The organism is Vibrio sp. 1731 (genome assembly GCF_033339955.1).
GTDB lineage: Bacteria > Pseudomonadota > Gammaproteobacteria > Enterobacterales > Vibrionaceae > Vibrio > Vibrio alginolyticus.
Genome location: NZ_JAWOVO010000031.1, coordinates 12,469 through 24,775, shown reverse-complemented (window position 1 = coordinate 24,775; position 12,307 = coordinate 12,469). Strand labels below are relative to the sequence as shown.

The 12,307-nt window shown below is 43.3% G+C and carries 10 protein-coding genes; 7 read left to right on the top strand and 3 right to left on the bottom strand.

The features are described from left to right. Positions 1-201: 201 nt before the first annotated feature. The 5 genes from R7035_RS23085 to R7035_RS23065 all read left to right on the top strand — a co-directional run bounded on the left by R7035_RS23085 (position 202) and on the right by R7035_RS23065 (position 6,349). A complete protein-coding gene (locus R7035_RS23085) occupies positions 202-801 on the top strand; it encodes a CoA pyrophosphatase (protein ID WP_005376901.1) in 600 nt (199 codons plus the stop codon). A gap of 345 nt (positions 802-1,146) precedes the next feature. Further along, on the top strand, positions 1,147-2,400 hold the full coding sequence (locus tag R7035_RS23080) for an aromatic amino acid transport family protein (protein ID WP_005388284.1): 1,254 nt from the start codon (positions 1,147-1,149) through the stop codon (positions 2,398-2,400). Between the two features lie 97 nt (positions 2,401-2,497). Continuing rightward, positions 2,498-3,859 carry an L-serine ammonia-lyase gene (locus tag R7035_RS23075; RefSeq protein WP_042522776.1) on the top strand — a complete coding sequence of 454 codons (1,362 nt, stop codon included), beginning with the start codon at positions 2,498-2,500 and terminating at the stop codon, positions 3,857-3,859. 212 nt (positions 3,860-4,071) lie between these two features. Beyond that, complete coding sequence (locus R7035_RS23070; RefSeq protein ID WP_262652086.1) at positions 4,072-5,787, top strand: EAL domain-containing protein; 1,716 nt, start codon at positions 4,072-4,074, stop codon at positions 5,785-5,787. Between the two features lie 94 nt (positions 5,788-5,881). Next, positions 5,882-6,349, top strand: a complete 468-nt coding sequence (locus R7035_RS23065) for a GNAT family N-acetyltransferase (RefSeq protein ID WP_017636099.1) — start codon at positions 5,882-5,884, stop codon at positions 6,347-6,349. An 89-nt stretch (positions 6,350-6,438) separates the two neighbouring features. On the opposite strand, the gene queD is transcribed toward R7035_RS23065, so the two are convergent. Beyond that, entirely contained in the window at positions 6,439-6,801 is a 363-nt protein-coding gene (gene queD, locus R7035_RS23060) for a 6-carboxytetrahydropterin synthase QueD (RefSeq protein ID WP_005376896.1), read from the bottom strand. Positions 6,802-7,094: 293 nt separating this feature from the next. Here queD and R7035_RS23055 point away from each other — a divergent pair, with 293 nt between their 5' ends. Then, positions 7,095-8,720, top strand: a complete 1,626-nt coding sequence (locus R7035_RS23055) for a methyl-accepting chemotaxis protein (protein ID WP_042522778.1) — start codon at positions 7,095-7,097, stop codon at positions 8,718-8,720. Positions 8,721-8,909: 189 nt separating this feature from the next. Then, on the top strand, positions 8,910-10,310 hold the full coding sequence (gene asnS / locus R7035_RS23050) for an asparagine--tRNA ligase (protein WP_017636101.1): 1,401 nt from the start codon (positions 8,910-8,912) through the stop codon (positions 10,308-10,310). A 91-nt stretch (positions 10,311-10,401) separates the two neighbouring features. Here asnS and R7035_RS23045 read toward each other — a convergent pair whose 3' ends face one another. Together R7035_RS23045 and R7035_RS23040 are read right to left on the bottom strand one after the other, a co-directional pair. After that, a complete protein-coding gene (locus R7035_RS23045) occupies positions 10,402-10,626 on the bottom strand; it encodes a hypothetical protein (RefSeq protein ID WP_017636102.1) in 225 nt (74 codons plus the stop codon). A gap of 98 nt (positions 10,627-10,724) precedes the next feature. Further along, a complete protein-coding gene (locus R7035_RS23040) occupies positions 10,725-12,116 on the bottom strand; it encodes a PLP-dependent aminotransferase family protein (RefSeq protein ID WP_171344301.1) in 1,392 nt (463 codons plus the stop codon). Positions 12,117-12,307 lie beyond the last annotated feature (191 nt).

Sequence of the window (12,307 nt, the reverse complement as noted above, 5' to 3'; positions counted from 1 at the left end):
AAAATAAAGAATGGTGTATAACCTTATAAGTTTCAAATTAATATGTTCAAGCAGAGTGAGACACACAACACAAAGAGGGAAAGTGCTGGCGAGTGTTTTAATGCGAATGCTTTATTTGGTAACCAGTAACGATAACGCCATACGCTTTGCCGTCTTTGAGTATAATAGATAATGGTTAGGCACGATAAATAAGGACTCAGTTTGGTTATCGACAAAACTCATTTACTACAGAACTTTCAATTTCGGCTTCCAACGGGCTACCACAAAGAGTCCCTTGCACGACTGAAATGGATGAAAGAAAAGTCCCTGAGAGATGCGGCAGTCTTAATCGGTTTTGTGGAACGCGATGACGGGTTACAAGTCATTCTGACTAAGCGTGCAGCCCACTTACGCCATCATCCGGGACAAATCAGCTTTCCCGGTGGCAAATATGAGCAGGAAGATATTCAGCTCGTGAATACCGCTTTAAGGGAAACCAAAGAAGAAGTTGGGATAGAAGATGAGCATATTCATGTGTTTGGTCAACTGCCTACACTACCAACGATTAGTCAATTTAATGTGACACCTTTTTTGGCTTTTGTTTCTCCGGAATATAAAACGCATATTGACCCAAATGAAGTAGAGTCAGTTTTTGAGGTTCCTGCCAACCATATTCTGAACCCCAAAAAATTGTATAGCACCAAATTTGACCTAAAAAGAAGCAGTCATCGTGTATTTGCTATCCCATATAGACAGCATTTCATCTGGGGCATGACGGCACAAATTATCGAATCAATGCAAAAACATATTATTTCACATTAAACAGTTGTTGATATCGGTGCTTTTATAGGCGCGATCATTATGCGCATCAATATTAATAAAACGTTGCTTCATAAACATTCATTCACATTAGATTAATTTTCCATTTTCACCGCAAACGCTTGCGGTGAAATAAATTTATACAAACAGCCCTATTGATAAGTTTTTCTAATTTTACTCATTAGCAGAAATCACGAGTAGCACATCATTTTCGTGATAAAAAGCAGGTTTTTGACATATCATTCAATAAGCGTAAGCAATAAATGATTTAGATCTAATTTTCCTAGTGTAAAATCTTGCAAAATTACTCCCGACTTATTTCCTGTTCCCAAAATGAGTAACTAAAAAATGAATACAACTACTTCTGCGGTTTCTACCGCACAATCGTCTAGTAAGTTTTCTTACAAAGACTTTACCTGGTGTCTGTCCCTTTTTGGTACGGCAGTAGGTGCAGGTGTACTGTTCCTTCCTATTAAAGCAGGTGCAGGTGGCTTCTGGCCATTAGTAATCCTAGCCCTAATCGCAGCACCAATGACTTGGTTCGCACACAAATCTTTAGCTCGTTTCGTTCTTTCTGCGAAAAACCCTGAAGCGGACATCACCGACACAGTAGAAGAGCACTTTGGTAAGACTGGCGCAAACCTTATTACGTTCGCTTACTTCTTCGCTATCTACCCAATCGTACTTATCTACGGTGTTGGTATCACAAACACAGTTGACTCTTTCCTAGTTAACCAAATGGGCATGGAATCTATTCCTCGCTGGCTACTTTCTGGTGCACTTATTGCTGCAATGACAGCAGGCGTAGTATTCGGTAAAGAGCTTATGCTGAAAGCAACTTCAGCAATGGTTTACCCTCTCGTGTTCATCCTACTAGCACTGTCTGTATACCTAATTCCTGGTTGGAACACTTCAATGATGGAAGTGTCACCTGACTGGGGTGCAATGCCAGCTATCGTTTGGCTAGCAATCCCTGTTATTGTGTTCTCTTTCAACCACAGCCCAATCATTTCTCAGTTCTCTAAAGAGCAACGTCGTGTATATGGTGATGACGCAGTTAAGAAAACTGACGCTATCACTGGTGGCGCAGCAATGATGCTGATGGGCTTTGTTATGTTCTTCGTTTTCTCTGTTGTACTTTCTCTGTCTCCAGAGCAACTAGCAACGGCGCAAGAGCAAAATATCTCTGTTCTCTCTTACCTAGCAAACGTGCATGAATCTCCACTGATCTCTTACATGGGTCCATTGGTTGCTTTCGCAGCGATCACCTCTAGCTACTTTGGCCACTTCTTAGGTGCCCACGAAGGTCTAGTTGGTCTAGTGAAATCTCGTTCAAAATCACCAGTAAGCAAGATCGAGAAGATGTCTCTAATCTTCATTGTAATCACAACTTGGATCGTTGCTATCGTTAACCCAAGCATCCTAGGTATGATTGAAACAATGGGTGCACCAATGATTGCGGCAATCCTATTCTTGATGCCAATCTTCGCAATGCAAAAAGTTCCTGCGATGGCTAAGTACAAAACTTCAGCACCTGTGCAAATTTTCACAGCAATCTGTGGTCTTGCTGCAATTAGTTCTGTAATCTACGGCGCTCTTTAATCATCTCTGCCCAGTGCAGTATGATTAATCCAAAAATATAACGATAAAATTAAGCCTCCCAACTCCCCTTGGGAGGCTTTCTTCTGAGGTAATCGATATGATTAGTGTTTTTGATATCTATAAAATCGGTGTTGGACCTTCAAGCTCACACACTGTAGGCCCAATGAAAGCGGGTAAAGAGTTTATTGATGATCTTCGTGCAATGGGAAAACTGCGCGACATCACTAAAATCACCGTTGACGTTTATGGATCACTATCACTGACAGGGAAAGGTCACCACACAGATATTGCTATCATCATGGGTCTTGCAGGCAACACTCCTGAGAAAGTTGATATCGATTCTATCCCGGGCTTTATCGCTCGTGTAGAAGAAACTGAACGCCTTCCTGTTGGCATGCACTGTCACACAGTATCGTTCCCACGTGAAGGTGGAATGAACTTCCACAAAACAAACCTAGAGCTACACGAAAACGGCATGCAGATCCACGCGTGGATCGAAGACGAAAAAGTGTACTCAAAGACTTACTACTCTATCGGCGGTGGTTTCATCGTTGATGAAGAAAATTTCGGTAAAGAAGCTGAGAACCCAGTAAAAGTACCTTACCCGTTTACAACGGCAGAGGAACTGGTTAACCAATGCCACGAAAGTGGATTGTCCATCAGCGCACTAACCATGAAGAATGAGCATGCGCTTCATTCAGATGAAGAAACTCGTACTTATTTCGCGAACATCTGGCGCACAATGCGCGAGTGTATGGATCGCGGTATGAATGAAGAAGGTATTTTGCCTGGTCCACTGCGTGTGCCTCGCCGTGCAGCAGCACTTCGCCAGCAGCTACTTACTTCAGAAAAGACAACAAACGACCCAATGTCTGTTGTTGATTGGGTAAACATGTTTGCTTTCGCAGTAAACGAAGAGAACGCAGCAGGTGGCCGCGTTGTTACAGCACCAACTAACGGTGCGTGTGGCATCATCCCTGCGGTACTGGCTTACTACGATAAGTTCATCCAAACTGTGACTGAAAAAGATTACATCCGTTACTTTGCAGCTTCTGGCGCAATCGGTGGTCTTTACAAGCGTAACGCGTCGATCTCTGGTGCAGAGGTTGGCTGTCAGGGTGAAGTTGGCGTGGCATGTTCTATGGCAGCAGCAGGCCTTGCTGAGCTTATGGGTGGTAGCCCAGAGCAAGTATGTATGGCAGCAGAAATCGCAATGGAGCACAACTTAGGTCTAACGTGTGACCCAGTTGCAGGTCAGGTTCAGGTTCCATGTATCGAGCGTAACGGTATTGCGGCAGTAAAAGCAATCAACTCAACTCGCATGGCACTACGTCGCTCTTCAGCTCCAACTGTTTCTCTAGATAAGGTTATCGAAACCATGCTAGAAACAGGTAAAGACATGAACGCGAAATACCGCGAAACATCTCAAGGTGGTCTAGCAATCAAAGTGATTTGCTAATACGACTTTCTGAATACCAATCAAAACCCGAGTTTATGCTCGGGTTTTTTTATACCCCAAAAACCTAGGAGAATACGTTATCAGGACAAGTAAAAAAAAACCTAAAACGTTGAATATATCCAAATATTATGGATATCTCAGTAAAAAATCACATCTCTTCCCTAGCTTTATTGATAACGTAGCCAAAAATTAAACTTGGAGCACATCAACACATGATTAGGTTTGAAATTGGAAACCAAATCTGCGTTTGCTTGTCCGAAAACGAAATATCTCTAGAGCTCAATCAGTCACTCCACCACTCCATTCCTGTCAACCCAAATGAGTACGCCATTCTGTCAACTATCGCCACATACGGCAGTTTAAATACGCCGATTAGTCAGCGGTTAATAGAAAGCAAAATCACTCAACAATACAAAATGACACTGCCTGAAAATGGCTTTAAAAACGCGGTGGCCGCTCTAAGAAAGAAATTTCGCAAGCTCACGGAAGAACATTTAACCACTAACAAAAACATTATCGAAAACATTCACCGGACCGGATACTTCATTCCTTTTACTATGCAAAATAACCATCAGAATGGCATCGAACATCAACAGAAGATCAATCAATACACAACCAATAGTCTTCGCAAAGCGCTTCGTATTTGCCTGCGTAATAAAAAGATCTATTCAGAAGCAATGTGGGTTGTGTTGATCACTGCGATCATTTTCTTTGCTATCTGTTACTACGCGATAAACAGCATCGTTAAACATAATTATCTGGATAACGCCTTCGAAATTGCAGAGAACCTTTCCCGCAGGAGTTGCTTTGCTAATGAAAGCGAACTGAAGTCACTATTTGATAATGTGAAGTTGGTGGAGTCGAGCATGATGCTAGATCGTTTCAATATTCGATGCTTAGTCACTCCAGAAACCGTTGTCCCTGTCAGCAAAAAAGCGTTTGAAGAGTGGAGTAACAATAGCAATTACACTACCCAATCATTTGACTTAAATAACGCAACTGTTTTGGTTCGTGTTAAAAACATTAACTTATCCGACAATGTTGAAAATCATATTTCACGTTTTTTTCTTTCCGGTATGAAGCTATCAACGAATACCGGAACGTCGTTAGAGATTGGTAACACCAATGAACGCTTTTTCAATTATCACGTAAAGAATAGTGGCTATAAAGAGGTGTATTACATCTCTGGGCCGTTTCAAAGTATCATTATACTGAGCTTACTTTTTCTCATTATACTGCGTCACCGCTCCCTACAAGCCTTTATGGCTTACTTGTGCGCAATTCGACAGTTCAAAATAAAACTGGAGCCGATTTATAACACTTCGGCACAAAAGATTGTGCACTACGAAGCCCTCTCCCGGTTTAAGGTAAAAAATACGCAACGGTTTATTGAAACACTGATCCGCAATGGATTGCTGCTAACTCATACCTTACTGGTGATTGATTCCATCTACACCAAACAAAAAGCGTTGCCCATCCCTATCAGCATTAACGTTTGTCCTTCTTTGCTGCGAGGGCGTAACTTTTCAATCCTATATAGAGAGCTATCTAATCGGGATTGCCGTTTGCTGACAATCGAAATCACAGAAAATGCATCGATGTACTATACCTCTGAGATTTATGACAATGTCGCGAAACTAAAAGCTCTGGATTGTAAAATCAGTATTGATGACTTTGGCACCGGCAATAATAATGTGGCGCTTATCAGCAAGCTGAATCCGGACTACCTCAAAATCGACCGAGAATTTGTTATTGGCCTAAAATCTGATGATAAAAAGATAGAAACCTTGCGTCAGTTAATTGCTATGGGCAATACGTATCGCTGCACGGTCATTGTTGAAGGCGTAGAAACGGCAGACAGTGCTCACTTACTCACAACATTGGGCGCCTATATTCACCAAGGTTATTATTACCCTCTTCATTGCTAGCTTTTCTTCACTCGGTTAGTTACTTAAAATAGATCTAATACTCTATAAAAACTCGTGGTGGCATAAAGGTATGCCGCCAATTTGTGATTGAGCGATGATTGCGATTAAACCCACCAAACTGAAAGATTTTTCAAGTTTGATGCAATTGGATGTGCAAGAAGAGCAAAAAGGATTTTTTACACCGTTTGAAATGGCTTATCAAAAACGTAGTAAGTCAGAGGCGTTCTTTACGATTTATTCTGATGATCTATTAGTAGGCTATCTTGTTATCGATAAAGGTTTCTCCCAACATGCGCCGTTTGCTAAACGATACGAACTGGAGCTTAAGTACTTGATGATTGATCAACGTTTCCAACGTCAAGGGGTTGGGAGTGAGGCATTGCGTAAACTGTTCCTTTATGCGTATACCATTAACCCTAAAAGCACCTCTCTTTGCGCCACTGTTCCACAAAGTCAGCAATACGCTATCAGTTTTTTTGATGCGTGCGGATTCATTAATACAGAGGAAACAACATTGGGTGATAATGAAAAAGAATGGATTCTACGACACCCATTAAGCTAACTGGTGAAGCATAATCAAAATTGGGCCATTCAGATACAACAAAGGCAAGCTTCTCGCTTGCCTTTGTTTAATGCTCAATAGAAAGTGACTTATTCGCCTTTGTAAATACAACCCGCTGTGCACGTTTCTTTGATTTCTACTTTACTTAGCAGTGGTAAGCTTGGCTTAAGCTGCTGCCAAATCCATTTTGCTAACACTTCGCTAGTCGGGTTCTCTAACCCTTCAATGTCGTTTAGGTAGTAATGGTCTAAGCGATTGTAAATTGGTTTAAACGCAGCTTTGATCTCTGCAAAATCCACTACCCAACCTGTATGTGGATCAACTTCACCTTCTACATAAAGACGAACAAGGAAAGAGTGTCCGTGCAAACGACCACACTTGTGACCTTCTGGTACGTGTGGCAAATGGTGTGCTGCTTCGAACATAAACTCTTTGTATAATTCTGTTTTCATCTTGATTCTCAGGCTTTAAAAAGACAGGCAATACTAAGGAATTCGCTGCCAAGAGACAAGCGTTACCCCATACAAGCGTAGCAAAAACTTCCGCTAGTTCCCGGCCTCTTTGCTATCACTCACACCAAAGCGCCGTATTTCTGTCACGCGCCAAACATTTGATTACACAGCACTCACATCACAATTACATATCCCCAACATGTGTGGGGTCACAATCATTCATTTCGTTGTTCGCAGTGCGCATTTGTGCACATTAATATTGTGCAGTTCGTTCCAATTACACTTATAAATTTATGCGCTCAACTATCACTTTTAAGCTCTTACTGGCGTTAATTGCTGTCTTCAGCTGCGTTCTAGCTGCCTCTACGGCTTACCAATACCATCAACAAAAAACCTTAATCAATGATGTTCTTAGTGAACAACTCCATGATAAGGCTAGTAATTATTTCGATAGCCTAAATATGATGATGCTTACGGGCACCATGTCGCAAAAAGAGACCTTACGTCAAAAAGCCCTGGCCCAAGAAGGCATTGAAGCAGTTCGCGTGTTGCGAGCTGATACTGTGACCAAACTTTACGGACCTGGGCAACAAAACCAGCAGCCTGTCGATGATATTGATCAACGAGCGTTGAATGGTGAACTGGTGATTGAACCAATCTCAGCCGATTGGGGCAAAGGGTTAGTAGTCGCGCTACCAATGAAATCGAGCGAAAATTACCGTGGCACCAACTGCGTTTCTTGCCACGTTGCACCAGCAGGAGAAGTGTTGGGCGCGATTCGCTTGGAATACAACATGAATCATGTCAATTCAATGATCAGTAAACAGGCAATGTTTGCGATGGGAATAATGGCCGTAATCGCATTTGTGGGCTTCATCATAACGATGAGTTTGATTCAGAAAATCATTGTACGACCAATTCAAAGAACGTCGAAATTCATGTCGAATGTGAGCCATAGCAAAGATCTATCTCAACGACTTATGCATCACCAACAGGATGAAGTGGGCCAACTTTCTACTGCCATCAATTCATTCATGGATACGGTCTCCGAAAGCTTAGAACGTGTGCAAGACACCTCTCACTCACTTGCCGACTCCGCGAGTAAACTAACTGCTGTCGCGCAGTCCACAGATAAAGCTGCCAATAACCAACAGCTAGAGACCAGCGAAGTACAAAGCAATATCACCGATATGCTGCAGCAACAAACTGCGGTTGAGGACTCGACTAACAACGCTACTGTTTTGGTCAATCACACCGTTGATGTCGCCACTCATAGTGCAAGCCAAGCACACAATGTAAGTGAAGACATCAAACAACTAGTAAGTAACATTGATACCGTACGGGAAAAAATCAGCTCTCTAAATCAAAGAACCGAAGAAGTGTCGTCCATTCTTGTGGTTATTAAGGGTATTGCAGAACAAACCAATCTGCTCGCGTTGAATGCTGCTATTGAAGCCGCCCGAGCCGGAGAGCAAGGGCGCGGTTTTGCGGTCGTCGCGGAAGAAGTGCGTAACCTGGCTTCTAGGACGGCTGAGGCCACTGGTAATATTGAACATATCATTTCTCAATTCCAGCAAGGAAGTGAAGAGTCATTAACTTCTGTTGATACCGTCTGCCAGTTTGCTCATCAACGCTCTGTCGATGTCGAGGCACTATCAGCCACAATGCATAACGTTGTTGACGAAATGCGCCAAGTGCTCAGACATGCAGAAGATATCCAAAACCAGACGCAAACCACATCTGATGTAAGTCAGCATATTCAATCTAAAATAGATGTGATCACACTGCATGCTAACGACACATCGCAATCAGCATCGCACACGCGTGATATTAGTGTTGATTTAGAGCATCTATCCGAACGTTTAGAGCAATTACTAAACCAATTCACACTTTCAGAGCACAAAAGAGTGAATAAATAGAGAGATTCTCCCCATCAAAACGAATATAAAGGTTGATGCGAGCGAATTGACAGGTAATATGTCTCGTTGAATCTGTAAAATGCTACCCAACTCAGCGCTTAGCTTGTTTTTTGAACAAAAATGTTATTAGACAAGTACTTTAAGTAAGCGTTGAGTTGAATTTTTACCTCAATGGAGAATATTGAAAACATGACTTACGCGCCTGTATCAGACGTATTGAAAGGTCAGCTAGCAGTAGACAGCGAAGTGACTGTTCGTGGCTGGATCCGTTCACGTCGTGATTCCAAAGCTGGAATCTCTTTCCTTGCCATATATGACGGCTCTTGTTTCGACCCGATTCAGGCCGTGGTCCCAAATAATCTTAATAATTACGAAGACGAAGTATTAAAGCTAACGACTGGCTGCTCTGTTGAAGTAACTGGTAAGATTGTTGAATCTCCTGCAAAGGGTCAAGACTTCGAACTTGCTGCCACTGACGTTAAAGTGGTTGGTTGGGTTGAAGATGCTGAAACTTACCCAATGGCAAAAACTCGTCACTCAATCGAGTACCTACGTGAAGTTGCGCACCTACGTCCGCGCACAAACGTAATCGGTGCAGTAGCACGTGTACGTAACTGCCTATCTCAAGCAATCCACCGCTTCTACCACGAGCAAGGTTACTTCTGGGTATCTGCGCCGTTGATCACGGCTTCAGATGCTGAAGGCGCTGGTGAAATGTTCCGCGTATCTACGCTAGACATGGAAAACCTTCCTCGCACTGACGCTGGTAAAGTGGACTACAACGAAGACTTCTTCGGTAAAGAGACGTTCCTAACCGTATCTGGTCAGCTAAACGCAGAAGCTTACGCTTGTGCGCTAAGCAAAGTTTACACTTTCGGCCCTACTTTCCGAGCTGAAAACTCAAACACAAGCCGCCACCTAGCAGAATTCTGGATGGTTGAGCCTGAAGTTGCGTTCGCAGAACTGGATGATGTAGCGAAACTGGCTGAAGACATGCTCAAGTACGTGTTTAAAGCAGTCCTTGCAGAGTGTCGCGATGACCTTGAGTTCTTCGCTCAACGCATCGACAAAGAAGCAATCACTCGTCTAGAGCAGTTCGTTTCTTCTGACTTCGCGCAAGTTGACTACACTGACGCAATCCAGATCCTTCTTGATTCAGGTCGTGAGTTCGAATTCCCAGTTGAATGGGGTATCGATATGTCTTCTGAGCACGAGCGTTTCCTTGCTGAAGAACACTTCAAAGCACCTGTAATCGTTAAGAACTACCCGAAAGACATCAAAGCATTCTACATGCGTGCTAACGATGACGGTAAAACAGTTGCAGCGATGGACGTTCTAGCACCGGGCATCGGCGAAATCATCGGTGGTTCTCAGCGTGAAGAGCGCCTAGACATTCTAGATGCACGTATGCGTGAAGTGGGTATCGATCCTGAACACATGAGCTGGTACCGCGACCTACGTAAATACGGTACAGTGCCACACGCAGGCTTCGGTCTAGGCTTTGAGCGCCTAGTATCTTACGTCACTGGTATGGGCAACGTTCGTGACGTGATCCCATTCCCACGTACTCCTCGCTCTGCGAACTTCTAATCACTTTTTAGTGATATTGAATTAAAAAGACCTCCCATGTGGAGGTCTTTTATTTTGTACGAATGATTTTCTAGCAACCGGTGTATGCACTCTAGTTGTTATTTTCATCGTCATCCTCATCTGCTCGCGCTGCGTATTTTACTCCAACCACACACAAGCCAAACATCACAAATGGGATAACGGCAGCAGTGTATTCCGTCCAAACCATATGAGAGAAAGATTTCGCCAATATCAAGTGTGCAAACACCAACAAAAATGCGCTAAAAATAGCAACACCCATCAACCTAAGTTCATGCTTTACCAACTGCTTTTTCATTACGGCTCCTAACCTAAATGGTTGTCTGCCCATGATTGAAACACAGCTTCGGTATCGTCCACTGATACAGTTTGAGCAAAAAACAGGTAAACAGTTGGCTAATGAAGTAATTCTCCGACCGTCTTCACGGCTTGTTCTAATTCATCATTTACAGGTAACGATGTATTAAGCCTCAGGTAGTTCTCATAATTTGGAGCGACAGAAAACAACTGACCAAATGCTACAGTGATGTTCGCTTCCAATAACTTCTGATAAATCGCTTTTCCGCACTTTGTTTTCGGCAGTTCTATCCAAAGAAAATAGCCGCCTTCCGGTTGCGTGTAACGAATCGATTGGGGAAAGTACTTATCAACCAGTTCAATAAACGCCAATTGCCGCTGCTCAAGATTCTTTCGCAGTTTTCTAAGATGGCTATCATAACTATCGTTTTGCAAGTAATGCGCGATACCCTGCTGGATTGGCGCGCTGCCTGACAACGTCGAGATAAGTTGCAGCTTTTGAAGTTGCTCATTGAAGCGTTTGTTTACCACCCAGCCCAGCCTATAGCCAGGGCAAAGGCTTTTTGAAAATGATCCACAATGCAACACGCGCTCTTGTGTATCAAAAGCTTTAAGTGAGCTTGGCTTTTTTTCAGAAAAATAAAGCTCTGAATACACATCATCTTCGATCAAGTACACATCGTATTTATCAGCCAGTTCGACGATACGTTGCTTCTGCCCGTCACTTAATAAGGTTCCTGTTGGATTGTGAAAGTTAGTCATTAACCAACATGCGCGAACATCATTGCCGGCAAAAGTCGCTTCAATTTGATCCACTGAATGTCCAGTTAACGGATCCACCGTTATTTCTATCGCCTTTAGACCTAAACGTTCAATCGCTTGAAGTGCGCCATAAAACGTCGGTGATTCAACTACAACAGTATCTCCAGGCTGGGTCACGGCCTGAAGGCTCAAATTCAACGCTTCTAATGCGCCAGAAGTAACGACAATATCATCATGGGTAAACACCATACCTTGTTGGATGTACCGTTGAGCAATCAAACGGCGTAGAGACTCACAGCCCGGCGGCAAGTTATCCAATAACGTCTCTGCCCCCATCTTCCTGCCTGAGCTGGCTAGGTTGCGGTTTAGCGCTTCTAATGGGAACAATGCTGGGTCCGGAAACGCGGAGCCAAACTTCACCGCATTCGGTGAGGCCTGATTTTTGAGGTAGTCGTAAAGTTCATCGTTGATGCTAGAGCGATAAACGGAAGTGGCTGGAGAACTCGGTTCGAAGCGGTCCAACTCCGCAGTCACAAAGTATCCAGACTGAGGTTTCGCTGCGACCCAACCTTGTGCTTCGAGCAGCTGATAAGCTTGTAATACCGTACCTGCGCTGACAGAATGGTTTCGGCTTGTTACACGCACTGATGGCAGCTTTTCCCCTGCTCTCCATGTATTTTGCTGAATCTGCGTTTTGAACAGCTCAGCCAGTTGACGGTATCGGTTCATGTTTCCCTCATTTCACTTACAGCCGCACCATAGCATACTTCGCGCCAGCATTCTGATATGGGAGTATTCAATTTAGCAACGTAATTTATCAAGCTTATCAATAGATATTTCAGCCACGAAGTGAGCGTTTATATCCCATACTTTGACTGTTACACACATATTGCCTCACATCTTTGCAATATCTAAAAGCC

Excerpts from the sequence above, each read along its gene's own strand:
- R7035_RS23080 (WP_005388284.1), top strand. The coding sequence starts at position 1,147 with ATGAATACAACTACTTCTGCGGTTTCTACCGCACAATCGTCTAGTAAG.
- R7035_RS23055 (WP_042522778.1), top strand. The coding sequence starts at position 7,095 with ATGCGCTCAACTATCACTTTTAAGCTCTTACTGGCGTTAATTGCTGTC.
- R7035_RS23075 (WP_042522776.1), top strand. The coding sequence starts at position 2,498 with ATGATTAGTGTTTTTGATATCTATAAAATCGGTGTTGGACCTTCAAGC.
- asnS (WP_017636101.1), top strand. The coding sequence starts at position 8,910 with ATGACTTACGCGCCTGTATCAGACGTATTGAAAGGTCAGCTAGCAGTA.
- R7035_RS23065 (WP_017636099.1), top strand. The coding sequence starts at position 5,882 with ATGATTGCGATTAAACCCACCAAACTGAAAGATTTTTCAAGTTTGATG.
- R7035_RS23040 (WP_171344301.1), bottom strand. The coding sequence starts at position 12,116 with ATGAACCGATACCGTCAACTGGCTGAGCTGTTCAAAACGCAGATTCAG.
- R7035_RS23070 (WP_262652086.1), top strand. The coding sequence starts at position 4,072 with ATGATTAGGTTTGAAATTGGAAACCAAATCTGCGTTTGCTTGTCCGAA.
- queD (WP_005376896.1), bottom strand. The coding sequence starts at position 6,801 with ATGAAAACAGAATTATACAAAGAGTTTATGTTCGAAGCAGCACACCAT.
- R7035_RS23045 (WP_017636102.1), bottom strand. The coding sequence starts at position 10,626 with ATGAAAAAGCAGTTGGTAAAGCATGAACTTAGGTTGATGGGTGTTGCT.